Source organism: Burkholderia sp. AU31624 (assembly GCF_020420065.1).
In the GTDB taxonomy this organism is placed as follows: domain Bacteria; phylum Pseudomonadota; class Gammaproteobacteria; order Burkholderiales; family Burkholderiaceae; genus Burkholderia.
Map to the genome: position 1 here is coordinate 31,207 of NZ_JAIZRT010000009.1, position 25,254 is coordinate 56,460.

Consider the following 25,254-nt stretch of genomic DNA (forward strand, 5'->3'; position numbering starts at 1 on the left):
GTATCAGCAGTCAGATCGACGAATGTGCGACGCGTAGCATGTCGTGCACGCCGGACGTCATCAGCGCGAGGAACGCGAGCAGGCCCACGTAGCAGAGCGCGTACGTCGTCTTCGTCTCGATCGATGTCGCGTAGTACACACGGTTCTCCGGCGCGTCGGGATCGTAGCGCCACGCGCGCTTCAGCTGCGGCAGCGCGAGGATCGCCATCACGATCAGCAACGGGCTCGGGCGGTACACGAACAGCGCGATCAGCACCGGCACGCCCGCGAACCAGATGCGCGGCGACAGCACCGCGGTGATCCGCCCGCCGTCGAACGGCGACAGCGGAATCATGTTGAACAGGTTCAGGAAGAAGCCCGTGTACGACAGCGCGAGCAGCAGGTTGCTGTCGGTGTGGCGCGCGGCCGCGTAGCAGGCTAGCGCGCCGAGCGTGCCGACGAACGGCCCGGCGAGCCCGACGTACGCCTCGGTTTCCGCGTCGTGCGGCATCTCCTTCAGCTGGATCCAGGCACCGACGAACGGGATGAAAGTCGGCAGCCCGACGTCGAGCCCGCGCCGCTGCGCGGCGATATAGTGGCCGGCCTCGTGCACCAGCAGCAGCGCCACGAAACCGGCCGCGAACCGCCAGCCGTAGAACAGCGCGTAGACCGCGATCGACGCCAGCATGGTGCCCGCCGACATGAGCACCTTGCCGAGCTTCAGGCCGCCGAAGATCAGCAGCAACAGCTTCGTCATTCCTTGCGCTCCGTGCCGGATACGTCGGATACGCTGGATGCCTCGGCGACGGCCGGCACCGCGGCCGCCTTCGGCTTGCGCCCGAAGAAGCGCTTCAGTGCCGCACCGCCGGCCAGCAGCGCGACCGCGCCGATCTTGAAGAACTTCACCGCGAACGCGCCGATCAGCGCGAGCAGGCCGAGCTTCTTCGCGCCGACGCCGACGATCAGCGCCGCAAGGCCGTACTCGGCGACGTGGTCGGTCGACTTGTTGAAATCGGCATAGCGCTTGCCGTCGTTGAAGCGGATGTTCGACAGCAGCTCGTCGGCCGACGCCTTGTATTTCGGCAGGTCGGCCAGCGTCGACGCCATCGTCAGCGACAGGTAGCCGTCACGGCCGAGCACGAGCGTCCGGTAGTTCACGCCGTCGTTCTCCGCGTTCGGGGCCGCGCCCTTGTCGCGGATGATCGCGGACCACACGAGCCGGTGCGTGGCCGCGTCGTACGCGGGCGCCTTCGCCCAGCCGACCACCTCGGTCTCCGGCAGGCCGCGCTCCTTGCGCCCCGGGTTGTCTTCCTCGGTGCCGGACTGCAGGCTCTTCAGCAGCTCGTCGGGCTTCCAGTCCTTCGCGTCGTCGTCGCGGATATAGCCGCTCGGCTCGAACGACACGACCGAGATCCAGTCGGCATCGGGATCGTCGGGCAGCACGAGGCCGACCAGCTTGGATTCGTCGATCGAGTTACCCATCGAGCGCAGGTAGCGGCCGGCTTCGGCAGCCGGCACGAACGATTCGCCGGCTTTCAGCTTCAGCACGGCTTCGTGTTTTACGTCGATGTCGGTCGGGCCTTTCACGACCGCGTCATTGGCGGCCGCGGCGGCGGCCCTCATTTCCACCTGCGCAGCTTCGGTCTGCGCGTGGCCGGTGGTCGCGGCGAATGCAAGCGTCGCCACGCAGGCGAGCCGGACGGCAAGTTTTTTCATTGTTGGATTCCCCTGGAATGCCTTGTCGTAAATATGCACGCCACCGGCCCAGGCGTTTTCAATCGCGGGTCCGGCGTCGTCTCTCAGTTGGCACGGGGGCTATGGTAACGCAGCGCGGTGACTCGCCCGGGGAGCGGCGCGATGCTTACGTCCGAGGTAATGCCCAAGGTGCGCGGGATTGCCTATCATCTGCCACATGAACCCGACCGCCGCCCTCCATTCGCCCTCCCCGTCCGCCGGCCGCGCGCCAGGCATCGGCCCGCTGCTGCGCACGTGGCGGCAACGCCGGCGCCTGAGCCAGATGGCGCTCGCGCTGGACGCGGACGTCTCCGCGCGCCACCTGAGCTTCGTCGAATCGGGCCGCGCGCAGCCGAGCCGCGAGATGGTGCTGCATCTCGCCGAGCGTCTCGACGTGCCGCTGCGCGAGCGCAATGCGCTGCTCGTCGCGGCCGGCTTCGCGCCGCTGTTCCGCGAACGGCCGTTTTCGGATCCGCAACTGGATGCCGCGCGCCACGCGGTCGAAGCCGTGCTGCGCGGCCACGAGCCTTATCCGGCACTCGCCGTGGACCGCCACTGGACGCTGCTCGCCGCGAACCGGATGCTCGGCGCGCTGGTCACGCAAGCCGACCCGGCGCTGCTGCAGCCGCCCGTCAACGTGCTGCGGCTGAGCCTGCATCCGGACGGGCTCGCGTCGCAGATCGTCAACTGGCACGAATGGCGCGCGCACATCCTGCATCGGCTGCAGCGGCAGATCGATGCGAGCGGCGACCGCACGCTGCACACGCTGCGCGACGAACTCGCCGCGTATCCGGCGCCGGCCGGCCAGCCCGACGACACGCAGGCGCGCACCGACTTCGCGGAGATCGCCGTGCCGCTGCGGCTGCGCACGGCGGCCGGCGAACTGACGTTCTTCAGCACGACGACGGTGTTCGGCACGCCGGTCGACGTGACGCTGTCGGAACTCGCGATCGAGGCGTTCTTTCCGGCGAACCCGGAGACGGTGGAGGCGATGCGGGCGCTGGCGGATGCGTTGCCGGCGGAATAAAGCCGGCAGGCGCGCCGGCGCCGCGGCTGCGATCAGCGGCGCTCGAGCGCCAGCTTCACGCCGAGCCCCAGCAGCACCATCCCGCTGACGCGATGCATGCGCGTCAGGATGCGCGGATTGCGGCGGATTGATGCAGACAGCAGGCCCGCGAACAACGCGACCGGCCCCTTGACGAGAAACGTCAGGCCGGCAAACGTCGCGCCGAGCAGGAACAGCGACAGCATCGGATGCGCGGCGCCCGCCGGCACGAATTGCGGCAGGAACGCCAGATAGAAGAGCGCGACCTTCGGATTCGACACGTTGGACAGCGCGCCTTGCGCGAATGTGCGAAGCCGCGATGCCGGCGCACCGTCGCGGCCGCTCGCGAGCGTCAGTTCGCCCGACGACCGCAGCAACGTGATGCCGAGGTACAGCAGATACAGCGCACCGATCACCTTCAGCGCCGTGAACAGCCATTCGGATGCCTGAAGAAGCGCGCCCAGACCGAGCGTCGCGAGCATCGTATGAACGAGCAGCCCGACGCTGACGCCCGCCGCCGTCACGAGGCCCGCGCGCGTGCCGCCGGATAGCGTGCGCGACATCACGAGCACCATGTCCTGACCGGGCGTGACGATGATCAGAAGCGACGTTGCGATGAATGGCAGCCAGGATAGATGTGACATGGGAGCGCTCCTGAAGGGATAGCCGACGGACGGGAATCGCCCGGCCGGTCGTCAGATTATCGGTGCCCTTCCGTGGAGATTGGATGCGTATTTGGCTACATGAAATCAGCGATTTGGAGCTAATCTCTAGTTTTCAAGCTTCTGGTAGCAAAAAATGCCAATCAAACTGGACGCGATCGACCGACGCATTCTGCGTGCATTGCAACGGAATTCGAACCAGACGAATGCCGAACTCGCGCAACAGGCCGGGCTGTCGCCCACGCCATGCCTGCGCCGCGTTCATCTGCTCGAGGAACAGGGCGTGATCGATGCGTATGTCGCGCTCTTGAACCCGGCTGCCGTCGACCTGCGATTCACCGCGTTCGTGCGCGTCACGCTGGAGCGCCAGGACAAGAAGACGGTCGAACACTTCGCACGCGAGATGGAGCAAGCGCCCGAAGTACTCGAATGCCACCTGATGGCCGGCAGCTACGACTATCTGCTGCGCGTGATCGCGCGCGATCTCGACGACTACCAGCGCTTCCAGATGGAGACGCTCACGCAGATCGAAGGCGTCCGCAACGTCGAAACCGAGATTCCGCTGAAGCGCATCAAGCAGACGGTTCGCCTGCCGATCTAGGCATCCAGAAACGTCACGGCCTGCCCTGCCGGCTCCCCGTTCAGCTCGCCATCGCGCACCGCGACCTGCCCGCGCACGACCGTATGCACGGGCCAGCCCGTCACCGCGCACCCGTCGTACGGCGTCCAGCCACTCACGCTGGCAATCCATTCGTCCCGGATGACGCGACGCGCCTGCAAGTCGACGACGCTGAAATCGGCGTCGTAGCCGGCCGCGATCCGCCCTTTCCCCGCGATGCCGAAGATGCGCGCCGGCCCGGCGCTGGTCAGGTCGACCAGCCGCGCGAGGCTCAGGCGGCCCGCCTGCACGTGATCGAGCATCAACGGCAGCAGCGTCTGCACGCCGGTCATCCCGCTCGGCGACTGCGGATAGAGCCGGCGTTTTTCGTCGCGCGTATGCGGCGCGTGATCGCTGCCGATCACGTCGACCACGCCATCGCGAACGGCCTGCCACAGCGCATCCTGATGATGCCGCTCGCGCACCGGCGGATTCATCTGCGCGAACGTGCCGAGCCGCTCGTAGCAATCGGGCGCGTGCAGGCTCAGATGATGCGGCGTGACCTCGACGGTCACGCGCTGCCGGTGCCGCGCGAGGAACGCCATTTCGCCGGCGGTGGACACGTGCAGCACATGCAGCCGGCGGCCCGTCTCGGCGGCCAGCCCGACGATGCGCCGCGTCGCCGCCAGCGCGCTTTCCTCGTCGCGCCAGCGAGGATGATCACGCACATCGCCGCTCGCTTCGACGAGCGCCCGGCGTTCGCGCAGCCGCGCCTCGTCTTCCGCGTGCACGGCCATGCGCCGCCGCCCGTTACGCACGATCCGGCGCAACACGGCTTCGTCGTCGGCCAGCAGGTCGCCGAATGAACTGCCCATGAAGACCTTCACCCCCGCGCAGCCCGGCAGGTTTTCGAGCGCCGGCAGCCGTTCGGCATTCGCGGCCGAGCCGCCGATGTAGAACGCGTAGTCGCACCAGGCACGGCCGCGCGCAAGATCCAGCTTGGCCTGCAGATCCTGCGCGGTCAGCGTCAGCGGATGCGTGTTGGGCATCTCGAAGATCGTCGTGACGCCGCCGAGCACCGCGCCGCGCGTGCCGGCCTCGAGGGTCTCCTTGTGCGTCAAGCCCGGTTCGCGGAAATGCACCTGGCTGTCGACGACGCCCGGCAACACGTGCAGGCCGCCGGCATCCAGCAGGACGTCGGCGCTCCACGTGCCGTGCAACGCGCCCAGCGCGACGACACGGCCGCCCACGCACGCGATGTCGATCCGCTCGGCTCCGTTGGGTGTCATCGCGGTGCCACCATGCACGAGCAGGTCGGCGTGACGTCGCTTCAGCGCGTCGCTCACGCCCGCTTCACGTCGGATAGGCTCGTCCATGACTCAGAACTCGTTCTGGATGTGCTTGTAGCCCAGCACCAGCGCATTGTTCGTGCGTGCGACGTCCTCGGAGAAATCGCTCGCGTCGGCCGTCACCTGCGGCAACGCGGCGAGATCGGTTTCCGGCCCGATGCGTTCTGTCGAACGCACGTAGAACCCCGGCGGCAGGTGGCAGCCGTCGACGACCGCGTTGTAGCGCACCACGCAGCCGTCGTCGATGGTGCAGTTGAACAGCACGCTGTTGAAGCCGACGAACACGCCGTTGCCGACCTTGCACGGCCCGTGGACGATCGCGCGATGCGCGATCGACGTGTGCTGGCCGATGGTGACGCTCGCGCCCGACTTCGAATGGATCACCACACCGTCCTGGATGTTCGAATGCGCACCGATCACGATCGGCGCAATCCGGCCACCGGCATCCGTTTCGTCGGCGCGGATCACCGCGTACGGGCCGATGAACACGTTCTCCTCGACGATCACGAGCCCGCACAGAATGGCGGTCGGATCGACGAAGGCGCTCGGATGAATCTGCGGCAGGTCGCCGCGCGGGTTCTTTCTGATCATCAGGATTCCTGCGTTGAAAGGGGGCGGCCGCGCTTGATCCGCTCGAACAAGCCCGGATCGCGCCACTGTGCGGCGATGGCCGGCGCGAACACGATGTCGTCCAGGTCGATGCGGCCCATGCGCGGGTTGAACGCATCGTCGCGAAAGCACTGCGCGTAACCGGTCTCGGTCTCGTGAACGATGATCGAATGCAGCCGCACGTCGGCTTCGCCGTTCGTCATGCGGGTGCTGGACAGCGCCGCATCGACGAGGCGAAAGAACACGCGCGAGAACTGCTCGGCGCTCGGCGACACGGGCAGCAGCACCCAGCGCTCGGAATGCCGGCGCATGCTCTCGACATAACACGGGTCGTCATCCGACCACAGCGTCACGGCGTGATCGAACGCGTCGATCAGCTCGCGCACGTCGCCCTTGAGCAGCCCGAAGTCGTAGATCATCTGCCCGTGATCCAGCGCGTGCGCTTCCAGCAGCAGCTCGACGCGGTACGAATGGCCGTGGATCGAATGCGAGCAGCGCCGCGTGCTGCAGCCGCGCACGACGTGCGCGTTCTCGAAGCGGAACAACTTGCGGATCAGCATGCGTCGGCGCCTTCGCGAACCGGCGCGGCCCAGGCCACCGCATCGTGCGGATGCAGGCTTTCCAGATGGCGCACGTGCACGCGCGGGGTCGCATGGTGGCCGTCCAGCGCGGCCTGGACCCGGCGCGCGGCGTCCTCGACGAACATCAGGTTCCCGCCGTTGAGCACCGCGAAGGCCTGCTCGTCCGCGCGCTTGACGGCCGTCTGCACCGGCGTGCCGAGCGCGTGCTCGATGCGATCGATCAGGTCGATCAGCCCCAGCGTCGCGCCATCGGCGGGCAACGCCACGCTGACGACGGCTTCGCTGCGCTGGCTGTGCGGCGTGGCCGCCGTCGCGTGCCGCTTCAGCCACGCGGCGACCGCCGCCGGCTCCACGCGATCGTCGCGACCGAATGCCGCCAGGAACGCCTGCTCGACCCAGTGCCGCGACAGCGCGGCCGAGCACGGGCACGTCGACGAATAGACGACCGTCACCTGCGCGCGCAGCGCGAACCGGGAGCCGGTCAGCGTCGCGTCGAGCCGGACCGGATAGGCCTTCCATCCGGCCAGCCCGTCCGTCACCAGCGCGGCGCGGCGCGCCAGCAAGTCGAAGCGCAACCGGAGCCGCGCGCTGCGCGTGTCGCAGTCCCGATGGCTGTCGACCATCGCGTGCAGCACACGCTGAAGGCAGGCCGGCGACAGCGCCGCGCCATCATCGAGCCCGTCGAGCAGCCGGTACAGCCGCGACATGTGGATGCCCTTCACGTGCGGCGCGGGGAGATCGACCTGCACGTCGGCGCGCGCATGCACGTCGCGCCGGCAGCCGGGTTCGGCCACTGCAACGGGCAGGTCGATGCCCTGCATGCCGACCCATTCGAGCGGGCGGCCGCCCGGCGCGGCATCGGTCAGGGAAATATCGGGAAGCGGTGCGTTCATGCTCGAAATCCGGTGGAGCGCCTTCTCCATCCGGATCGATGCAGGAAGCGCGTTCAGGTCAGGGCCAGTCGCGGAACGGGTTGTCCCACGTGGTCCAGTGTTCGGGGCCGGTGGCCATCTCGGCATCGGTCAGCAGACACGCGTCGAAGCGCGCGCGCAGCGCGGGCTCGTCCATGTCCATGCCGATCAGCACGAGTTCCTGCCGCGCATCGCCGACGTGCTCGTCCCAGCGCGCGCGGATCTGCGCGACGGCTTCCGCGTCCTGCGGCCAGCGCTCGGGCGGCATGGCCGCCCACCAGTAGCCGGCCGGCCCGTGCCGCGCGACCGCACCGGCCTGCGACCACGAACCGGCGACGGTCGGGTGGGTGGCGAGCCAGAAGAATCCCTTCGAACGGACGACACCCGGCCATTCGTTTTCGACGAGATCGAAGAAACGCTGCGGATGGAACGGCCGACGCGCGCGATAGACGAAGCTGCGGATGCCGTACTCGTCGGTCTCGGGCGTGTGCGTGCCGCGCATCTCCTGCAGCCAGCCCGGCGCGCGCGATGCGGCTTCGAAGTCGAACAGGCCGGTGTCGAGCACGCGCTCGAGCGGCACCTTGCCGAATTCGGCGATCTCGATCCGTGCGCGCGGGTTCAAGCCGCGCAGCAACGCGACGAGCCGCTCGCGCGCGCTGGCGTCGATCAGGTCGATCTTGTTGATCACGATCACGTCGCAGAACTCGATCTGGTCGATCAGCAGATCGACGACCGTGCGCGCATCTTCCTCGCCCATCGATTCGCCGCGCGCCTGCAGGCTGTCGCGCGACGCGTAGTCGCGCAGGAAATTGAACGCATCGACCACCGTCACCATCGTGTCGAGCCGCGCGACTTCGCCGAGGCTGCGGCCATCCTCGCCTTCGAACGTGAACGTCTCGGCCACCGGCAGCGGCTCCGAGATGCCGGTCGATTCGATCACGAGCTGGTCGAACCGCCCTTCGCGCGCGAGCCGGTCGACCTCGATCAGCAGATCCTCGCGCAGCGTGCAGCAGATGCAGCCGTTGCTCATCTCGACCAGCTTCTCGTCGGTGCGCGACAGCCCCGCGCCGCCGTCGCGCACGAGCGCGGCGTCGATGTTGACCTCGGACATGTCATTGACGATGACCGCGACGCGCCGGCCCTCGCGATTGTTCAGGATGTGGTTGAGCAGCGTCGTCTTGCCGGCGCCGAGGAAGCCGGACAGGACGGTCACGGGAAGCCGCGTGGACGGGGAGAGTGCGGGGCTCATCGGGCGATTCCGGGAGGAGAGTGGACGATCATCGAGTGATATATAGTATCGCAACGATATAACATATCATTTCAAACGTCCAGCATGCCGGTTAGGTTTTGTCCGAAGCGGACCGCGCCGCTCCGGCATCACGCCGTCATGTATAGAGCGACGCCTGCGGCAACTCGCCCGTCAACGCGAACCGGCCCACATCCCGCAACCGGTAGTCGAGCGGATCGTGCAGCGTATGCGTGCGCGCGTTCCGCCAGAAGCGGTCGAGGCCGAGCGACGCGGCCGTCGCGCGTGCGCCGCAGGCGTCGAACAGCGCCTCGCCGTTCTCGAGCGCCGCGCGCTGCGCGACGATCTTCGCCTCCGATACCGCGAGCGCCACCTCGGCGCGCTCGTCCGCCGTCAGCGCATCCTGCCGCGCCCACGCGTCCTGCAACGCGGCGGCCGCGCGATCGGCCAGCGCCGCCGCGGCGATCGCCCGCACACGCATGTCGCCGAAGCGCTGTAGCGTGTACGGATCGTCGCTCGCCTGCGCGACCTCCGACTGGATCCACGGGCGGCCATGCTTCAGCACGTAGTCGCGCGCTTCCGCCAGCGCGCCTTCCGCGAGCCCGACGAACAGGTTGGTCAGCACGAGCTGCGACACGAGCGTGCGCAGCGTCGCGCGCGGGGTCGGCGGCGTCTCGGAGCGGTGCAGCACCTCGTCCGCCGCAAGCGTCACGCCGTCGAAGCGCACGCTGCCGCTGTCGGTCTGGCGCTGGCCGATCGGGTCCCAGTCTTCGTTGACCGTGATCCCCGCGCGATCGGTCGGCACCACGCCGAACACGGTGCGGCCGGTGTCCGGATCGTGCGCGGACACCGTCATCCGCTGCGAGCCGCGCGTGCCCGAACAGAAGCCCTTCACGCCATCGAGCCGGTAGCCGCCGTCAGGCGTCGCCGTGGCCACGAGCCGCGTGTCGAGCGGATTGACCGCATTGCCCCACCACCATTGCTGCTCGACCGTGCCACGCAGGTAGCGTTCGCGCTGCGCGGCGTTGCCCCACACGTCGACGCTCACCACCTGCAGGCACTGGAACCCGACGAGATGCGCGAGCGCACTGTCGACGCGCGCGATCTGCCGGATCGCATCGTAGATCCCGGGCCACGCGGCTTCCTGCCCGCCGAACGCACGCGGCACCGCGAGCGTCAGCAAGCCCGCATCGGCGAGCCACTGCTTCTCCTGTGCCGCATGACCGCCCGCGCGGTCGCGCGCGGCGGCCGTGGTGCGCAACGCGTCGATCGCGCGCGCCAGCGCGGCGTGGTCGAAGGCCGGGGCATCGGTATCGGGCGCGAAGGTCGCCGGGCCGCGTGGATCGTTCATGCGACGGCTTCCTGCGCAACCGCTTCACCCGACAGCGGGACGAGCGCGTCGAGCTGGCGGCCGGTCAGCCGCGACAGGATCTCGCGCCGCCAGTCATCGTAGATCGCGCGGTATTCGGCGATATCCGCGCCGAACACGTGCGCGGTGTGCGCGTACTCGTCGTGCAGGTAACCGTCGAGCCGCGCCTGCGTTTCCTCGTCGGCCGCGATCACGCGATCGATCAGCGCATCGCGTTCGGCTGCCGGCAGCGCCTTCAACGTGTCGAACCACCACTGGACGATCTGCACGCGATGCCATTCCTCGTCCGGCCGGATCCGGTTCTCGCCGTGCTCGCGCATCGCGGAATCGCCGATGCGGCCGGTCTTGCGCTGGATCCACAGCTTCGCGAGGATGTGCAGCTCGTAGTGCCATTCGAACGCGAGAAAGCCGGCGATGTCGCGCACCGCGATGTCGCCGATGCGCGCCCAGTGCGCGGCGACGAGCCGGTCGACTTCCGGCAGCGGATCACGCCCCGTCAGTTCGGTCACGCGTTCGCGGCCGATCACCGCGTGCGCGCCGTCGTCGCCGAGCTGGCGCGACAGGATCAGCTGGAAATGCGGATCGTCGCGGAACAGCGTGTCGATCGCCTTCGCGACGACCTGCACGATGAACAGGTCGTGCGACGCCATCTTCGTGTAGTAGTCGGCGACGGCGGCCAGTTCGTCGTCGTTGCGCGGCTCGCGCGGCGGCGTGGCGAGCTTCGCCGGGAAGTCAGCACGATGGCGTCGCGCCACGTCGAGAAACAGCGCTTCCTCGAATTGTCCGTTCCATTCGCGCGGCGCGCCGATGGGCAAGGTCATAGGTTCTTTCTCTCAGGATCATGAATGAAGCGAGCGGACGCTTGTGGCGTCGCTCAGGTACGCCGGGTCACACGTCGGACCAGGCGGTCGCCCGTGATTTGCACGGCCGAGACGAGCGCGATCAGGATCACGATCACGGTCGCCATGACGGTGGTGTCGAAACGCTGGTAGCCATAGCGGATCGCGAGATCGCCGAGGCCGCCCGCGCCGACGGCGCCCGCCATCGCCGTCGAGCCGATCAGCGCGACGACGGTAATGGTGAAGCCGCCGAGCATGCCGGGCAGCGCTTCGGGCAGCAGCACGTGCCAGACGATGTGGCGGCGCTTCGCGCCCATCGCGAGCGCGGCCTCGATCAGCCCGCGGTCGACTTCGCGCAGGCTCACCTCGGCGATCCGCGCGAAGAACGGGATCGCGGCGATCGACAGCGGCACGACGGCCGCCCAGACGCCGATCGTCGTGCCGATCAGCACGCGCGTGAACGGCAGCAGCGCGACGAGCAGGATGATGAACGGCGTCGAGCGGAACACGTTGACGAGCGCGCCGAGCACCGCATTCACGCCGCGCCGCTCGTAGATGCCGCCGGGCGCGGTCGTTACGAGGATCACCGCGAGCGGGATGCCGATCAGCGCGGCAATCACGGCCGACGCTGCGACCATCGACAGCGTGTCGCGGATCGCGTCGAGCAGTTCGGGCCACCATAGGTCAAACATAGCCGAGCACCTCTGCGTGATTCGCGTGGCGACGTGCGCGTTCGAGCAGCGCGGCCACTGCACCGCCGCGGGCCGGCGGCTGGCCGGCATCTTCCGCGCGCAGGGCTGCCGCGATCACGAGCCGCCCCTGTGCATGCCCCTGGATGCGCTCGATTCCGCCGTGCAGGAACCGCACCGAGCCGCCAAGCGCCACTGCAAGCGCGCCGACATCCGGCTCGCCGCCGCTCTCGCCCGTATAGCGGACGTCGAGCACGACCTGCGCGCCTTCAGGCAACGCCGCTTGTTCCGGCAACGGCTGCACGCGCGCGGCCAGTTCGGCCGGCAGGTCATGCACGAGCGTGCTGAGCAGCGCGCGCGTCGCGCCGTGGCGCGGATCGCCGAACACGCGCCACACGGGGCCCGTTTCGACGACTTCGCCCTGTTCGATCACCGCGACCGTGTCGCACACCGCGCGGATCACTTCCATCTCGTGCGTGATCAGCACGATCGTCAGCCCGAGGCGACGATTGATGTCGGCGAGCAGCGCGAGGATCGACTGCGTCGTCTCGGGATCGAGCGCCGACGTCGCCTCGTCGCACAGCAGCACCTCCGGATCGTGCACGAGCGCGCGGGCAATGCCGACGCGCTGCTTCTGCCCGCCCGACAGGCTGGCCGGATACGCGTCGCGCTTCGCGGCGAGCCCGACGAGTTCGAGCAGCGCCTCGACCTTGCGCACGCGCTCGGCCTTCGGCACGCCGGCGATCTTCAGCGGCAGCGCGACGTTCTCGAACACCGTCTTCGCGGACAGCAGGTTGAAATGCTGGAACACCATGCCGGTGCGGCGCCGCAGCGCGACGAGGCCATCCTCGTCGAGCGCGCCGACATCGACGCCCTGCACGCGCACGCGGCCCGAGCTCGGCCGCTCGAGCCCGTTCACGAGCCGCAGCAGCGTCGACTTGCCGGCGCCGCTGCGGCCGATGATCCCGAAGACCTCGCCGCGCCGCACGTCGAGCGTCACGTCGCGCAACGCGGCAGCCTGGCCGCGCGGCGTCGCGAACACCTTGCCGACCTGCTCCAGCGATACGGCGGCGCCGGCGCGGGTCGATTCGGCCGACGCGGCCGCTTCGTCATGTGCCGTTGCCTCGGCTCCCGCACGCACTGCCGACGTCTCAATGAAACCCAGCGTATCGAACAATTGCGTCATCGCTTCGCTCCGTCACGTTCAGACATGCGCGGGATGCGCGGATTCGGCGCGCACGGCGGCGCCCGGCCGGTGCTGTGCGCCCGTGTGCCACGCGGGCAGGCGCGGGCCTGCGCCGAACAGCTTCTCGCGCAGCGTCGGCGCGGGATCGTAGTCTTCCTTGTAGACGCCGCGGTTCTGCAGCTCGGGCACGACCCAGTCGACGAAATCCTCGAACGACTCGGGCATCACGGTGCGCGTCAGGTTGAAGCCGTCGATGCCGGTCTCGTCGATCCACGACTGCAGCTCGTCCGCGACCTGCGACGGCGAGCCGACGATCGGCGCATAGCGGCCGCCGAGCGACATCTGTTCGAGCATGCGGCGCACGGTCCACGTGCCGGTCGTGCTCTTGCGCGAGATCGCGTCGACGGCCGACTGGATCGAATCGGTCTTCACGTACGAGATCGGTTCGTCGAGGCCATACTTCGCGAAGTCGATGCCGGTCGAGCTCGCGAAATGCGCGAGACCGGCTTCGGCGCTCGCGTAGCGCCGATATTCGTCGAATTTCTCGCGCGCCAGAAGTTCGGTTTCCGCCGTCACGACGCTCACGCCGGCAAAGATCTTGATTGACGCCGGGTCGCGGCCCTGCCGTGCAGCGGCCGCGCGAATGTCGAGTGTCGCCGCGCGCGCGGCGGCCTTGCTTTGCCCGTTCACGAACACGCATTCCGCGTGACGGCCGGCGAACTCGACGCCGCGTGCGGACGAACCGGCCTGGTACAGCACCGGCGTGCGTTGCAACGACGGCTCGCTCAGATGAATCGCGTCGATCGAATAGAACGGCCCGTCGTGCTTCACGCGCCGCACCTTGCCGGGCTGCGCGAACACGCGCGCCTGCGCGTCGCGGATCACCGCATCGTCGTCCCAGCTCTGTTCCCACAGCTTGTAGACGACGTCCATGTAGTCGTCCGCGCGCTCGTAGCGGTCGTCGTGGCCGATCTGCTGCGCGAGGCCCATGCCGCGCGCGGCGCTGTCGAGATAGCCGGTAACGATGTTCCAGCCCACGCGCCCTTTCGTCAGGTGATCGAGCGTCGACATGCGGCGCGCGAACAGGTAAGGCGGCTCGTAGGTGAGGTTCGCGGTCACGCCGAAGCCGAGGTGCCGCGTGACCTGCGCCATCGCAGGCACCAGCAGCAGCGGATCGTTGACGGGCACCTGCACCGATTCGCGCAGCGCGGCATCGGGGCCGCCGCCGAACACGTCGTACACGCCGACGATGTCCGCGAGGAAGATCCCGTCGAACTTGCCGCGTTCGAGCGTCTTCGCGAGGTCGGCCCAGTAGTCGAGATCGGTGTAGTGCGCGGAGCGGTCGCGCGGATGTGTCCACAGACCGTGGTTGATGTGCCCGACGCAGTTCATGTTGAACGCGTTGAGCAGGATTTTCTTGCGGTTCGCCGTCGTCATGCCCGCCTCCGTCACCACGCGATCGCGTACAGCGAGCCGAACGCGTTGTCGAGCGCCTTGCGCACGGCCGGCGAGTGCTGGTAGATCGAGATGAACTTGCGGATGCGCGGATCGTTCACGCTGTCCGGCCGCACGACCCACTGGATCGCGAAGATCTTGTTTTCGGTGCCGTCGAACAGCAGCGCGCTGTTCGGGTCGGTCGTGCCGGCGAGCTTGATGAAGCTCGGGTAGCCCTGCGCGAGATCGACGTCGTCGAGCGAACGCGCGAGCTGCGACGCTTCGAGCGGGATGATCTTCAGGTGCTTCGGGTTCGCGACGATGTCGTGCGTCGTCGCGCGGTAGTCGGCGCCCGGCTTCAGCGTGATGAGCCCCGCGCGCTGCAGCAGCAACAGCCCGCGCCCGCCGTTCACCGGATCGTTCGCGATCGCGACTTTCGCGCCGTCCTTCAGCTCGCTGAAGCTTTTCACCTTCTTCGAATAGAGGCCGATCTTCATGATCGTGCCGGGCGCGATCGACACGAAGTTGTAGCCGCCCTGCTTGTTCGCGTTCTCCAGAAACGGGATGTGCTGGAAGTAGTTGACGTCGATGTCCTTGTTCGCGAGCGCCGCGTTCGGCGTATTCCAGTCGGTGAATTCGACGATCTTCACGTCGAGCCCCTGCGCCTTCGCTTCCTTCGCGGCAACTTTCAGCGCTTCGATCTGCGGGCTGGTCGAGATGCCGACCTTCAGCGGCGCGGTGTCGGCGTGCGCGCCATTGAGCAATGCGACGCCAAGCACGGCGGCAGCCAGCAGGCGCGCGACGCGGCCGGCGGAAAAGCGGGCGGAAAAAACGGCATGCAGCATGAAACCACTCTCCTGTCCAAAGACGGTATCGATGGATGAGCGACGCCGCGGCGAACGCACGGGCGTTCTCCGGACAGGGTCAATCGCATCGGAAAAGATCAGCCGATGATAGAGAGCGGCGCGGGGGCGGTCTACGAAGCGATTGTGCGAAGAAAATCGCGCGCGGCGATATGGCGGGCGGCCATGCGGGATCGGCGGCCCGACCGGGCACCCGGCCGGCCGTCAGGCCGAAATCTCGGCCTCGGCGCCGGACGAATTCCGAAATCTCGGCCAGCCAGTCGGGCCGCTCTTTCCGCAGACGAAACAAACCCCTTATAAATCAATGCATTAAAAATATTCCGGCGGCCCGGATTTCTGGCACGGGGGTTGCGTAATAGACGGCACACGATGCCGCGAAGCCATGCAGGCATACCAACATCAGGAGACACGTCTTGCAGACCTCTATCCATACCCCGTCCCATCCGGAGCCGGTTTCCGACGCCGTCGCCGCCCCGCGCGCGCGCTTCTGGCCGGAAGGCTGGTGGAAACTGATGGAAATCCGCATCGGCATCATTCCGCTGCCCGTCTATTTCATCCTGCTCGCGCTGATCGTCGGCTTCTCGGTGACCGGCAAGGTGCCCGGCGAGATCTCGATGGCGATCGCGGTGCTCGCGTTCTTCGGCTTCACCTGCGCGGAACTGGGCAAGCGCCTGCCGCTCTTGCGCAACATCGGCGCGGCCGCGATCTTCGCGACCTTCGTGCCGTCGGCGCTCACGTACTACCACGTGCTGCCGAAGCCGGTGCTGAACCTCACCGTCGAGTTCACGAAGTCGACCAACTTCCTGTACCTGTTCATCGCGTCGATCATCGTCGGCAGCATCCTGAGCATGGATCGCCGCGTCCTGATCCAGGGCTTCGTGAAGATCTTCATCCCGCTCGCGGCCGGCTCGGTCGCGGCCGCGATCGTCGGCACGGCGGTCGGCACCGCGCTCGGCCTCGGCGCGCGCCACACGCTGCTGTACATCGTCGTGCCGATCATGGCGGGCGGCGTCGGCGAAGGCGCGATTCCGCTGTCGATCGGCTATTCGGAACTGATGCACCTGCCGCAAGGCGAGATGTTCGCGATGGTGCTGCCGCCGGTGATGCTCGGCAGCCTGACCGCGATCATCCTGTCGGGCGCGCTCGACATGCTCGGCAAGCGCTTCCCGCACCTGACCGGCAACGGCCGCCTGCAGGTCGGCGAATCGGGCGACATGACGCCCGAAAACGAGGAAATCCGCGGCCACGTCGACGTCTCGCACATCGCGGGCGCCGGTATCACGGCCATCACGCTGTACCTGGTCGGCCTGATGGCGCACAAGCTGTTCGGCCTGCCCGCGCCGGTCGCGATGCTGTTCCTCGCGGTGCTCGTGAAGCTCGCGCGTGCGGTGTCGCCGCCGCTGCAGGAAGGCGCGTTCGTCGTCTACAAGTTCTTCTCGACCGCCGTCACGTATCCGCTGCTGTTCGCGATCGGCGTCGCGATGACCCCGTGGGACAAGCTGACCGCCGCGTTCACGATCGTCAACGTCGTCACCATCGTGTCGACCGTCGCGACGCTGATGGGCACCGGTTTCGTGGTCGGCCGCCTGATGAAGATGTACCCTATCGACACCGCAATCGTGAACGCCTGCCACAGCGGCCAAGGCGGCACCGGCGACGTCGCGATCCTGACCGCCGCGAACCGGATGCAGCTGATGCCGTTCGCGCAGATCGCAACGCGGATCGGCGGCGCGATCGTCGTCACGGTCACGCTGATCCTGGTCGCCCACTTCGGATGACGCGCCGCCGCGCGCACCGTCGCGCAGGCTGCTTTGCACGCGCCGCCGCCGGCCCAGCCGGCGCGCGGCGCGCGTCGTTCGGGGCGTCGCTTCGGGCGTCACGCCGGGCGGACGGATGCGGGCTTCGATGAGGGCGAACGTGCAGAAGAGCTTCAAGGGAATCCCGTGGTGGGGCTGGGCATCGGCCGGCGTGCTGTATGGGTGCGTGGCGGCCGCGGCCGTCGATTTCGCGTGGGAACGCGCGATCGACGCGCTCGAGGAAACCGGCGCGCACCGGCTCGACCTGTATGCGTCGAGCCTGAAGAGCGAACTCGGCCGCTTCGAGATCCTGCCCGGCCTGGTCGCGCGGCAGGACGGCGTGCGCACGATGCTGAAAGCCGCGCCGCATGAGGCTCCCGAACTCGTACACACGGTCAACACCTACCTCGAAGCCGTGAACCGCGACGCGGGCAGCGGCGCGGTCGACGTGATCGACCTGCAGGGCGACGTGATCGCCGCCAGCAACTGGAACGAGACGCTCAGCTTCGTCGGCACCAACGTGTCGTACCGGCCGTATTTCAAGGACGCACTCGCGCGCGGCAGCGGCCGCTTCTTCGGCATCGGCACCAACACCGGCGTGCCGGGCGTCTACTTCGCCAGCGCGGTGCGGGACAACGGCGTGCCGATCGGCGTGGCCGCCGTGAAGATCAGCGTCGATCCGCTCGAGTCGGCGTGGCGCGCACCGGGGGTCGCCGCGATGGTCGTCGACAGCAACGGCGTGGCCGTGATCTCGACCGAACCCGCCTGGAAATTCACCGCGCTGCGCCCGATCACCGCGCAGCAGCAGCGCGACATCCAGGCGTCGCGGCAATACGCGGGCCGCACGGTCGACGCGCTGCCGTACCGCCACATCGGCGACCGCAGCGCGGCCGCGTGGTTCGGCACCTTCCCCGATACACGCCACAGCGGCCGCACCACGCGCTATCTCGTGATGTCGCGCCCCGCGCCGCAGGCCGGCGATTCGCTGATGGTGCTGCTCGACATCGCGGGCGCGCGGCGCCAGCAGCAGACGGCCTTCGTATTCGTCACCGGTGCGTTCCTGATCGCCGCGCTGCTCGCCGGCTATGCGATCCAGCGCCGTCGGGCCATCGTCGCGCGGCTGAACGCGCAGGACGCGCTGCGGCGCGCGAACGACCAGCTCGAGCTGACCGTCGCGCAGCGCACGGCCGCGCTGACGGCCGCGAACGAACGGATGCAGCGCGAGATCGTCGAGCGCGAGCGCACCGAGCAGCGGCTGCGCGCATCGCAGCAGGAAGTCGTGCATGCGGGCAAGCTCGCGGTGCTCGGGCAGATGGCCGCCGGCCTCACGCACGAGCTGAACCAGCCGCTCGTCGCGATCCGCACGCTGTGCGACAACGCGCGCACGTTCTTCGAGCGCGGCCAGCCCGCGCCGGCGCTCGCCAATCTCGAACGGATCGGCAAGCTCGTCGACAGCATGGCGGTGCTCACCGGCGAGCTGAAGACCTTCGCGCGCAAGCCGGACGTCGAGCGCGTCGCGGTGTCGCTGAACGAGGCCGTCGCGCATGCGCGGCTGATCTACGATGCGCGGATCCGCGACGAAGGCGTGCAGCTCGACGTGAACATCGCGCCGGGCACCGCCGTGTCGGCCGAATCGAGCCAGTTGCAGCAGGTGATCGTGAACCTGCTCGGCAACGCGCTCGACGCGGTGCACGACGCACCCGTGCGCCGCATCGTCATCGAGGCCGCCGGACCGGACGAAGCCGGCCGCGTGCGCTTCACGGTCGCCGACAGCGGCGCGGGCATCGCGCCCGACGTGCTGCCGCACCTGTTCGAGCCGTTCGTCACGACCAAGCCGCGCGGTCAGGGCCTCGGGCTCGGCCTCGCGATCACGTCGCGCATCGTCGAGGCGTTCGGCGCGAAGATCGCCGCGACGAACCGCGACGAAGGCGGCGCGCAGTTCAGTATCGAATTCGCGGCGGCCACGCTGCAAAGGACAGAGCATGGAAGATGAGATTCGGGTGCTGGTCGTCGAGGACGATGAAAACGTCCGGATCGGCGTCGAGCAGGCGGTAGCGCTTGCCGGCTTCGCAGTGGACGCATTCGCGTCGGCCGCCGACGCGCTGCATCACGTCGCACCCGGCGCGCCGGTCGTGATCGTGTCGGACGTGCGGATGCCGGGCATCGACGGGCTGCAGCTGCTCGATCGCGTGATGGCCATCGACGCGCAGATTCCGGTCGTGCTGATCAGCGGCCATGCCGACATCTCGACGGCCGTCGGCGCGATGCAGGTCGGCGCGTACGACTTCATCGAGAAGCCGTTCTCGTCGGACGTGATCGCGGGACGCGTCGCGCGCGCGGTCGAGAAGCGCCGCCTGACGCTGGAAGTGCAGGGGCTGCGCGCGGCGCTGAACAACTGGCAGGGCATCGAGGCGTTCGTGCTCGGCAAATCGCCCGCGATGGCCGACGTGCGCAAGAAGATCCTGCGCCTCGCCGATACGTCGGTGTCGGTGCTGATCACCGGCGAAACGGGCACCGGCAAGGAACTGATCGCGCGCAGCCTGCACGACTTCGGCGGCCGGCGCGACGCGCATTTCGTCGCACTAAATTGCGGCGGCCTGCCGGAGCAGGTCTTCGAGAGCGAACTGTTCGGCCATGAAGCCGGCGCGTTCACCGGCGCGATCAAGAAACGCATCGGCAAGATCGAATGGGCGGACGGCGGCACGCTGTTCCTCGACGAGATCGAGACGATGCCGATTCCACTGCAGGTCAAGATGCTGCGCGTGCTGCAGGAGCGCGTGGTCGAGCGGCTCGGCGCGAACGAGCTGATTCCGGTCGACTGCCGCGTGGTCGCCGCGTCGAAGGCCGATCTAGCCGAGCTCGCGGCCGACGGCCGCTTTCGCGCGGACTTGCTGTATCGCCTCAACGTCGCGCAGATCGAACTGCCGCCGCTGCGCGAGCGGCGCGAGGACGTCCCGCTGCTGTTTGAGCATTTCGTGCTCGCGGCCGCACGCCGCTTCGGGCAGCCGGCGCCGGTCGTCACGGCTGCGCAGGTGTCCGAACTGATGACGCATGCGTGGCCCGGCAACGTGCGCGAACTGCAGAACGTGGCCGACCGCTTCGTGCTCGGGCTGACCGGCGACAGCCTGCTGTCGTCCGGCGGCACGCCGGCCGCGGGCGGCACGCTCGCGGAGCAGCTCGCGTATTTCGAGCGGATGCTGATCGAGGACATGCTGCAGCGTCACAATGGCAACGTCGCAGAGGCGAGCGAAGCGCTTGGCATGCCGAAGAAAACGCTCTATCACAAGCTGCGCAACCTGCGGATTCCCGCGCGCGGCGACGCGGCGGCCGATGGCGGCGAATGACGCGAACGAGGACACGCACAGCATGGATCGCATCGACATCACCGAACACGGCCGCGTCACCGGCCACCTGATCCGCGGCGTCACGCACGCGCAGAAAACCTTCCGCCCGAGCGACTGGCCCGAACGCCTCGCGGGCGTCATCACGCTGTTCGTCGGCGAGCGGCGGCCCGGCTATCCGTGCGCGCTGTCGCGGCTCGCGATGCCCGTCGTCGACGGCAACGTCAAATGCCTGTTCGTGTCGGACGAATTGCGCACCGTGTGTGCGGACGCATTCGATTTCGCGATGCAGTTCGCGACCGACAACGACCTCCCGGTCGTGCTTCAGACCGCGCCCGCGTTGGCGGTGCGCTGACGGGGCGGGCCGCTTTCGCGGCTCGTGCACCGCACCTTTGCGAATTGCTTCGAACAGCAACAGACCGCAACCCGGCATCATTTTCTCAATAAGTCACCTTGCAACGAGCACCCAATACGAGGCCCGGATTAGGAAAGCGAGTTGCTTCACTTATTCATCACGCCGCACCTAATCGACTAGACCACGTAGGTCACGAGATGGAATAGAATCGCCAAAAAAGTCACGATAGCGAACGCGATGCGCCATTTGTGCAACGACCAACGTCCATAAGCAATAGCATTGAGCGCAGCACAGGCGATCGATGGCCACAGGAGAATGACGAGCATCGTCGCGACCAAACCCATGTGAGACGCACATGACTCTCCGCAACCAACTGCAGGGGATGATGACTTGGGCCAATCAATACGGTTGAAGACATAGAAAGATGCCCCCGTCACCAGAAGTCCCCACACGAAGCCTAGAACTGCGAAAGCCATACGCTTCATTTCACTTCCCAAAATAAAATCTCTTTGGATTCCGCGAGGTCTGATATCCAGTTTACGTTCCCACCAGAACGAAACCAGGATCGTGGGTCCGGCATCGTTCGTCTACCAAGGCGAAACCGCCAAAACGACGCAAAGGACGGTGTGAGCGTGTCTCTGTTCCATAGGTCGATGTGACCGCCGCTCAGTGCGCCGACGGAATCTCCTTCCTGGCGCCAATAACCGAAGAAGTAGATGATACCGGTTCGACCTTTTATTTTGTCCTGCCAATCCGTCCCGGTAATGTTCTCAGGCCTCCCCATGCCGAGAAAGGGGCGCAGCTTCAGCCACTCAGCCAGTTCGTAAGCGCGGGTCGCGGTCGCCTTTTCATCGAGAATCAGACGACCCAGCGTTTTCTTGCCCGGCATCGGCTTCAAGACACTTTGGGAAAACGACTTCATGCTGCTCCCGACTTTATGAAACGTGGCACTCGTACGGATCGCACACTGGTTTTCATACTCGCCGGTACGGTCGTCATAGGGGTCTTCAGTCGGGTACGCGTTCCAGAGCGCTTGAAACGACAGAGCTTGGAGCGGCACCGACTTCTTCGATTTTTCCTTTTTGTTCGTGATGACTTTTGTGGGCGGGTTAGGCATCGCTTACCCCGTGGCGTTGTTTCGCAATGGCTTCGTCTCCCCAATAGACGGTGTACTCCCCGGATGCATCACCCGTATGGATGCGAGGCAGGATGCGGCTCGCATCAAGCTCGCCGGATTGCACTCGGCCGTCTGCCGTCTCGATGTAGTATGGGTAGCCTGTCGGTTCGGCAACAACGTCGCCGTTTACCGTCATCTCGACTTGCTCGTCAAACGCACCTTTTTTGATTGATGCGATTCCGCCTGTGGTTGTGCGGCTCGAAACGACCTCTCCGAGCCCCTTTAACCCATCACTACACCACGCGTCGCCGGCAAGTAACGCGGTGATATGTGGCTGCGTCGAACAACCGCACAGGATGATGTCGCGGTCTAGTGCAACCTCTCCCTGAAACTTGAGCCGGTATGGACCACCCGCCTTCGCGATGATGCCGATGCTCATGCACGCAGTGCAGAATGCGCTGCCCCCGATCAGAGCCGCTTGATGTCCGTGCACAAGGAACCGTGGCCCGCTGTAGGGTTGGATCGTCCCGCCACTTGAAAGGCTATCACCAACAACTGCAATTCTTCTATTCATCACCCGGCCCTCTTATAAAACCACAATCGTAGCCGGGCGCATCGATCACACATCTCAATATTATTCGGATATCTTAATATTCGGATTTTTTATACCCCGTTCTGACAAGGGGCTATCTTTTGCCTAATTTACGAATAGCGTGCGGCTTTGTGTTAACGCCTTCATCTCGCCTCGTGAATACTGCTTGCCTGTATCGCCGTTCTTCCATCCGCCTAGAAAATCTGGTCGGGATCGGCAAGCGCTAGGTCGAGTTCTTTCACGATTCAATATCCCGATACACAGGCCGCCGCACGCCCTCTTCCGGCCTTTCCGGCGCCGCGACCAATCGTCAGACGATTGAAAGCATCGACACCCATCCCCTTCCGACAAGGGTTTCCGGCAGAGCCATCAATAAAATTGATCGTCACGATGAAAATTATGCGTTTTCCTTGCAGGTCGCCGTGATGCATAGTTGCGTCGTGTTGACGCACCTTTGAGTCTTTCAGTCATGAACATGCGAATCGAGCCGTCCGTGCTCGCGAACCCCGACCTGCAATTTGCGACGCTTTCGTCAGGCATCAGCCTGCCGTATGTCGAGCGGGGCAGCGGCGCGCCGATGGTGTTCGTGCACGGCTCGCTGTGCGACTACCGCTACTGGGATCCGCAGCTCGCGTCGCTGTCGGCCCACTACCGCTGCATCGCGCCGAGCCTCAGCCATTACTGGCCGGCCGTCGAAGCGGGCATCCAGGACGAGTTCAGCTGGCAGAACCACGTCGACGAGCTCGCCGAATTCATCGACGCGCTCGACCTCGGCCCCGTGCACCTGGTCGGCCATTCGCGCGGCGGCAGTGTCGCGTTCAACGTCGCGCGCCAGCATCCGCATCTCGTCGAATCGCTGACGCTCGCCGATCCGGGCGGCCCGCTGCAACAGCCGGGCGTGCGCGAAGCCGCGCTGCCGGCCGCCGCGATCGCGCTGCGCACGCAGGCCGTGAACCTGATCGGGCAAGGCGACATCGAATCGGGCCTCGAGATGTTCGTCGATTCCGTGAGCCTGCCGGGCGCATGGAAGAAGAGCACGTCGCGCTTCCGCACGATGGCGATCGACAACGCGAGCACGCTGCCGAAGCAGTTGCGCGACCCCCTGCCCGCGTACTCGCAGCACACCGCCGGCGACATCGCATGCCGCACGCTGCTGATCGACGGCCAGCGCAGCCCGAAGATGTTCCGCAACAACGTCGACACGCTGTCGCAGTGGATCGGCAACGCGCAACGGCAGACCGTCGCCGGCGCGTCGCACGGGATGAACGCGGCAAGCCCCGCCGTGTTCAACCGCTTCGTGCACGAGTTCGTCGCCGCGTAAAAGCTCCCGGGCGGCTTCCGCGCCGCCCGTTCTCCTCGCTGTTCAACGACGATGCGGATACGCGCCGCAGCGCCGCTTCATCAACCGCCGTGCGTCGCCGGCGCGTTCGTCCCGTCAATCCGCCTGCGCGATTCCTTCAGCATGGCTTACCACACGGCCGGGTCCGGCTCCGCCTTGCGCGTGACCGCATCGGGCAGCCCGAACACGCTGTCGAACGCCCAGTTGTACGTGAACGTGAAGATCGGGAAGAACACGATCAGCACCGCGTCGTACAGGAACGCCTGCAGCAGCGACACGTCGAGCCACCACGCGATCAGCGGGATCAGGAACGTCACGAGCGCGATCTGGAAGCCGATCGCATGCACCACACGGCGCCCGACCGTGCGCGTCGTCGCCGCGCTCCTGCGTTCCCACGCCTCGAACGCGAGGTTGTACAGGAAATTGACGGTGACGCCCGTCGTCGAAATCATCACGCCCAGCAGGCCGCTCGCCGCCACGCTGGCGCCGCTCAGCATGCCGAGCACCGACGATGCGATCAGGATACCGAGCACCTCGAACATCACGACGTAGACTATGCGTCTCTTCCACCCTTGCATCACCATCCACCTTCTATCGAACAAGGTGGCGAGACTATCAGCGGGTAGCGCGTCCGCCAAAGTCAGGTCCTTTCAATTTTTCTGACAGGAGGCCAGTGCATGCTGACCAGCGACCACATCGACATGCTGCTGACCGTCATCGACAAAGGCTCGTTTTCCGCGGCCGCGCGGGCGCTCGGCCGCACGCCGTCGGCAATCAGCATGGCGATCGCGAACCTCGAGGCCGAGCTCGACCTCGTGCTGTTCGACCGCGGCACGCGCGAACCGACGCCGACCGCCGCGATGGCGGCGCTGCTGCCCGACGCGCGCGCGATCGCCGAGCGGCTGCACGCGCTGCGCGCGCATGCGCAGCACTTGTCGGAAGGCGTCGAGGATACGTTGCGGCTCGGCCTCGCCGCCGAACTCGACGGCGCGCCCGTCGCCCGCGCGCTGACCGCCGTCGCCGCGAAATACCCGGCGCTCGCGATCAGCATCGTCACGGCGCCGCAGGACGTGATCATCGATGCGCTGCATCGCGGCGCCGTCGATCTCTGCGTCGCGTATGGCGGGCTCGACCTGCATCCGCAGGAGCAGATCCACGCGCTGTGGACCGAGACGCTCGTCGCGGTCGCCGCGCCGAGCCATCCGGCGATCGCCGAATGCGCGCAACCGGAAGCGATCGAGCGGTTGTCGGGCTTCAGGCAGATCGTGATCGCCGATCCCGAGCGGCCGCTGACTGACGTGCGGCCGGTGATCGGCAACCGCACGTGGAAGGTGACCGACATGGCCACCGCAATCGCGCTCGTAAAGGCCGGGCACGGCTGGGCGAACCTGCCCGAATCCATGATCGGCCGATACGTCGCCGATGGCGAGCTCGCGCCGCTCGTGTTCGCGAACATCCGCAACGGGTTGCCGCTACCGGTGTACCTGCGCCGGCCGAAGCATTCGGGGCTCGGCAAGGCGGCGAGCGAACTGGTTCGCGCGCTGCGGGTGGCGGGTGACGAAAAATGACCGGCGTGGCGGCGAACGCCGCCACGCCGTTGATCAACGCCGGACGGCTTGA

At 66.9% G+C, this 25,254-nt stretch carries 25 protein-coding genes; 8 read left to right on the forward strand and 17 right to left on the reverse strand.

Annotated features, from left to right (window positions below; genetic code table 11):
- Positions 1-10 precede the first annotated feature (10 nt).
- Together LGM89_RS28955 and LGM89_RS28960 are read right to left on the reverse strand one after the other, a co-directional pair.
- Positions 11-736, reverse strand: a complete 726-nt coding sequence (locus tag LGM89_RS28955; protein ID WP_089462013.1) for a site-2 protease family protein — start codon at positions 734-736, stop codon at positions 11-13.
- Positions 733-1,695, reverse strand: coding sequence for a DUF2167 domain-containing protein (locus LGM89_RS28960; RefSeq protein WP_089496144.1), 963 nt, complete (start codon positions 1,693-1,695; stop codon positions 733-735). The genes LGM89_RS28955 and LGM89_RS28960 overlap by 4 nt, the downstream gene beginning before the upstream one ends.
- 196 nt (positions 1,696-1,891) lie before the next feature.
- Here LGM89_RS28960 and LGM89_RS28965 point away from each other — a divergent pair, with 196 nt between their 5' ends.
- Positions 1,892-2,740 carry a helix-turn-helix domain-containing protein gene (locus LGM89_RS28965; RefSeq protein WP_226274739.1) on the forward strand — a complete coding sequence of 283 codons (849 nt, stop codon included), beginning with the start codon at positions 1,892-1,894 and terminating at the stop codon, positions 2,738-2,740.
- 32 nt (positions 2,741-2,772) lie between these two features.
- Here LGM89_RS28965 and LGM89_RS28970 read toward each other — a convergent pair whose 3' ends face one another.
- Positions 2,773-3,402: a LysE family translocator gene (locus LGM89_RS28970; RefSeq protein ID WP_089496142.1), complete on the reverse strand. Its 630-nt coding sequence runs from the start codon at positions 3,400-3,402 to the stop codon at positions 2,773-2,775.
- A gap of 154 nt (positions 3,403-3,556) precedes the next feature.
- Between LGM89_RS28970 and LGM89_RS28975 the strand changes: the two genes are divergently transcribed.
- Positions 3,557-4,021: an Lrp/AsnC family transcriptional regulator gene (locus LGM89_RS28975; RefSeq protein ID WP_089433368.1), complete on the forward strand. Its 465-nt coding sequence runs from the start codon at positions 3,557-3,559 to the stop codon at positions 4,019-4,021.
- Here LGM89_RS28975 and LGM89_RS28980 read toward each other — a convergent pair.
- From LGM89_RS28980 to LGM89_RS29030, 11 genes are all read right to left on the reverse strand, one after another.
- Positions 4,018-5,394, reverse strand: a complete 1,377-nt coding sequence (locus tag LGM89_RS28980; protein WP_226274740.1) for a dihydroorotase — start codon at positions 5,392-5,394, stop codon at positions 4,018-4,020. The two genes, LGM89_RS28975 and LGM89_RS28980, sit on opposite strands and share 4 nt — an antisense overlap.
- A 3-nt stretch (positions 5,395-5,397) precedes the next feature.
- Complete coding sequence (locus LGM89_RS28985) at positions 5,398-5,958, reverse strand: carbonate dehydratase (RefSeq protein ID WP_089433370.1); 561 nt, start codon at positions 5,956-5,958, stop codon at positions 5,398-5,400.
- Positions 5,958-6,536 carry a 6-pyruvoyl trahydropterin synthase family protein gene (locus LGM89_RS28990; protein ID WP_226207362.1) on the reverse strand — a complete coding sequence of 193 codons (579 nt, stop codon included), beginning with the start codon at positions 6,534-6,536 and terminating at the stop codon, positions 5,958-5,960. The genes LGM89_RS28985 and LGM89_RS28990 overlap by 1 nt, the downstream gene beginning before the upstream one ends.
- Positions 6,530-7,450 (reverse strand): GTP cyclohydrolase FolE2, encoded by a 921-nt coding sequence (gene folE2, locus LGM89_RS28995; protein WP_226274741.1) that lies wholly within the window; start codon positions 7,448-7,450, stop codon positions 6,530-6,532. Before folE2 ends, LGM89_RS28990 begins: the two co-directional genes overlap by 7 nt.
- A 58-nt stretch (positions 7,451-7,508) precedes the next feature.
- The gene (gene zigA, locus LGM89_RS29000; RefSeq protein ID WP_089496138.1) at positions 7,509-8,717 is read right to left on the reverse strand and encodes a zinc metallochaperone GTPase ZigA; all 1,209 of its coding nucleotides are present in this window, start codon (positions 8,715-8,717) and stop codon (positions 7,509-7,511) included.
- 136 nt (positions 8,718-8,853) lie between these two features.
- On the reverse strand, positions 8,854-10,065 hold the full coding sequence (locus tag LGM89_RS29005) for an acyl-CoA dehydrogenase family protein (protein WP_089496137.1): 1,212 nt from the start codon (positions 10,063-10,065) through the stop codon (positions 8,854-8,856).
- Positions 10,062-10,904 (reverse strand): hypothetical protein, encoded by an 843-nt coding sequence (locus tag LGM89_RS29010; protein WP_089496136.1) that lies wholly within the window; start codon positions 10,902-10,904, stop codon positions 10,062-10,064. Before LGM89_RS29010 ends, LGM89_RS29005 begins: the two co-directional genes overlap by 4 nt.
- A gap of 53 nt (positions 10,905-10,957) precedes the next feature.
- Positions 10,958-11,614 carry a methionine ABC transporter permease gene (locus tag LGM89_RS29015; protein WP_046546161.1) on the reverse strand — a complete coding sequence of 219 codons (657 nt, stop codon included), beginning with the start codon at positions 11,612-11,614 and terminating at the stop codon, positions 10,958-10,960.
- Positions 11,607-12,797 carry a methionine ABC transporter ATP-binding protein gene (locus tag LGM89_RS29020; RefSeq protein WP_226207357.1) on the reverse strand — a complete coding sequence of 397 codons (1,191 nt, stop codon included), beginning with the start codon at positions 12,795-12,797 and terminating at the stop codon, positions 11,607-11,609. The genes LGM89_RS29015 and LGM89_RS29020 overlap by 8 nt, the downstream gene beginning before the upstream one ends.
- An 18-nt stretch (positions 12,798-12,815) precedes the next feature.
- Positions 12,816-14,234, reverse strand: coding sequence for an LLM class flavin-dependent oxidoreductase (locus LGM89_RS29025; RefSeq protein ID WP_226274742.1), 1,419 nt, complete (start codon positions 14,232-14,234; stop codon positions 12,816-12,818).
- Between the two features lie 11 nt (positions 14,235-14,245).
- Positions 14,246-15,076, reverse strand: a complete 831-nt coding sequence (locus LGM89_RS29030; RefSeq protein WP_089428996.1) for a MetQ/NlpA family ABC transporter substrate-binding protein — start codon at positions 15,074-15,076, stop codon at positions 14,246-14,248.
- A 431-nt stretch (positions 15,077-15,507) separates the two neighbouring features.
- On the opposite strand from LGM89_RS29030, the gene LGM89_RS29035 reads away from it, so the two are divergent.
- From LGM89_RS29035 to LGM89_RS29050, 4 genes are all read left to right on the forward strand, one after another.
- Positions 15,508-16,872 carry a 2-hydroxycarboxylate transporter family protein gene (locus LGM89_RS29035; protein WP_089433376.1) on the forward strand — a complete coding sequence of 455 codons (1,365 nt, stop codon included), beginning with the start codon at positions 15,508-15,510 and terminating at the stop codon, positions 16,870-16,872.
- 127 nt (positions 16,873-16,999) lie between these two features.
- Positions 17,000-18,883 (forward strand): sensor histidine kinase, encoded by a 1,884-nt coding sequence (locus tag LGM89_RS29040; protein ID WP_226274743.1) that lies wholly within the window; start codon positions 17,000-17,002, stop codon positions 18,881-18,883.
- Positions 18,873-20,234: a sigma-54-dependent transcriptional regulator gene (locus LGM89_RS29045; protein ID WP_089428993.1), complete on the forward strand. Its 1,362-nt coding sequence runs from the start codon at positions 18,873-18,875 to the stop codon at positions 20,232-20,234. Before LGM89_RS29040 ends, LGM89_RS29045 begins: the two co-directional genes overlap by 11 nt.
- Positions 20,235-20,256: 22 nt before the next feature.
- Entirely contained in the window at positions 20,257-20,586 is a 330-nt protein-coding gene (locus tag LGM89_RS29050; protein ID WP_089459283.1) for a DUF3579 domain-containing protein, read from the forward strand.
- Positions 20,587-21,067: 481 nt separating this feature from the next.
- On the opposite strand, the gene LGM89_RS29055 is transcribed toward LGM89_RS29050, so the two are convergent.
- Positions 21,068-21,703, reverse strand: a complete 636-nt coding sequence (locus tag LGM89_RS29055; RefSeq protein ID WP_226274744.1) for a type VI secretion system amidase effector protein Tae4 — start codon at positions 21,701-21,703, stop codon at positions 21,068-21,070.
- Positions 21,696-22,277 carry a PAAR domain-containing protein gene (locus tag LGM89_RS29060; protein ID WP_226274745.1) on the reverse strand — a complete coding sequence of 194 codons (582 nt, stop codon included), beginning with the start codon at positions 22,275-22,277 and terminating at the stop codon, positions 21,696-21,698. The genes LGM89_RS29055 and LGM89_RS29060 overlap by 8 nt, the downstream gene beginning before the upstream one ends.
- Before the next feature lie 487 nt (positions 22,278-22,764).
- Between LGM89_RS29060 and LGM89_RS29065 the strand changes: the two genes are divergently transcribed.
- Positions 22,765-23,616, forward strand: a complete 852-nt coding sequence (locus tag LGM89_RS29065) for an alpha/beta fold hydrolase (protein WP_226207354.1) — start codon at positions 22,765-22,767, stop codon at positions 23,614-23,616.
- 146 nt (positions 23,617-23,762) lie between these two features.
- On the opposite strand, the gene LGM89_RS29070 is transcribed toward LGM89_RS29065, so the two are convergent.
- The gene (locus tag LGM89_RS29070; RefSeq protein WP_089496178.1) at positions 23,763-24,212 is read right to left on the reverse strand and encodes a PACE efflux transporter; all 450 of its coding nucleotides are present in this window, start codon (positions 24,210-24,212) and stop codon (positions 23,763-23,765) included.
- Between the two features lie 99 nt (positions 24,213-24,311).
- Here LGM89_RS29070 and LGM89_RS29075 point away from each other — a divergent pair, with 99 nt between their 5' ends.
- Positions 24,312-25,202, forward strand: a complete 891-nt coding sequence (locus LGM89_RS29075; protein ID WP_226274746.1) for a LysR family transcriptional regulator — start codon at positions 24,312-24,314, stop codon at positions 25,200-25,202.
- The last annotated feature ends 52 nt before the right edge of the window (positions 25,203-25,254 follow it).

Coding starts and splice junctions, on each gene's coding strand:
- LGM89_RS28955 (WP_089462013.1), bottom strand. CDS start 736: ATGACGAAGCTGTTGCTGCTGATCTTCGGCGGCCTGAAGCTCGGCAAG.
- LGM89_RS28960 (WP_089496144.1), bottom strand. CDS start 1,695: ATGAAAAAACTTGCCGTCCGGCTCGCCTGCGTGGCGACGCTTGCATTC.
- LGM89_RS28965 (WP_226274739.1), top strand. CDS start 1,892: ATGAACCCGACCGCCGCCCTCCATTCGCCCTCCCCGTCCGCCGGCCGC.
- LGM89_RS28970 (WP_089496142.1), bottom strand. CDS start 3,402: ATGTCACATCTATCCTGGCTGCCATTCATCGCAACGTCGCTTCTGATC.
- LGM89_RS28975 (WP_089433368.1), top strand. CDS start 3,557: ATGCCAATCAAACTGGACGCGATCGACCGACGCATTCTGCGTGCATTG.
- LGM89_RS28980 (WP_226274740.1), bottom strand. CDS start 5,394: ATGGACGAGCCTATCCGACGTGAAGCGGGCGTGAGCGACGCGCTGAAG.
- LGM89_RS28985 (WP_089433370.1), bottom strand. CDS start 5,958: ATGATCAGAAAGAACCCGCGCGGCGACCTGCCGCAGATTCATCCGAGC.
- LGM89_RS28990 (WP_226207362.1), bottom strand. CDS start 6,536: ATGCTGATCCGCAAGTTGTTCCGCTTCGAGAACGCGCACGTCGTGCGC.
- folE2 (WP_226274741.1), bottom strand. CDS start 7,450: ATGAACGCACCGCTTCCCGATATTTCCCTGACCGATGCCGCGCCGGGC.
- zigA (WP_089496138.1), bottom strand. CDS start 8,717: ATGAGCCCCGCACTCTCCCCGTCCACGCGGCTTCCCGTGACCGTCCTG.
- LGM89_RS29005 (WP_089496137.1), bottom strand. CDS start 10,065: ATGAACGATCCACGCGGCCCGGCGACCTTCGCGCCCGATACCGATGCC.
- LGM89_RS29010 (WP_089496136.1), bottom strand. CDS start 10,904: ATGACCTTGCCCATCGGCGCGCCGCGCGAATGGAACGGACAATTCGAG.
- LGM89_RS29015 (WP_046546161.1), bottom strand. CDS start 11,614: ATGTTTGACCTATGGTGGCCCGAACTGCTCGACGCGATCCGCGACACG.
- LGM89_RS29020 (WP_226207357.1), bottom strand. CDS start 12,797: ATGACGCAATTGTTCGATACGCTGGGTTTCATTGAGACGTCGGCAGTG.
- LGM89_RS29025 (WP_226274742.1), bottom strand. CDS start 14,234: ATGACGACGGCGAACCGCAAGAAAATCCTGCTCAACGCGTTCAACATG.
- LGM89_RS29030 (WP_089428996.1), bottom strand. CDS start 15,076: ATGCTGCATGCCGTTTTTTCCGCCCGCTTTTCCGCCGGCCGCGTCGCG.
- LGM89_RS29040 (WP_226274743.1), top strand. CDS start 17,000: ATGAGGGCGAACGTGCAGAAGAGCTTCAAGGGAATCCCGTGGTGGGGC.
- LGM89_RS29045 (WP_089428993.1), top strand. CDS start 18,873: ATGGAAGATGAGATTCGGGTGCTGGTCGTCGAGGACGATGAAAACGTC.
- LGM89_RS29050 (WP_089459283.1), top strand. CDS start 20,257: ATGGATCGCATCGACATCACCGAACACGGCCGCGTCACCGGCCACCTG.
- LGM89_RS29055 (WP_226274744.1), bottom strand. CDS start 21,703: ATGCCTAACCCGCCCACAAAAGTCATCACGAACAAAAAGGAAAAATCG.
- LGM89_RS29060 (WP_226274745.1), bottom strand. CDS start 22,277: ATGAATAGAAGAATTGCAGTTGTTGGTGATAGCCTTTCAAGTGGCGGG.
- LGM89_RS29065 (WP_226207354.1), top strand. CDS start 22,765: ATGAACATGCGAATCGAGCCGTCCGTGCTCGCGAACCCCGACCTGCAA.
- LGM89_RS29070 (WP_089496178.1), bottom strand. CDS start 24,212: ATGCAAGGGTGGAAGAGACGCATAGTCTACGTCGTGATGTTCGAGGTG.
- LGM89_RS29075 (WP_226274746.1), top strand. CDS start 24,312: ATGCTGACCAGCGACCACATCGACATGCTGCTGACCGTCATCGACAAA.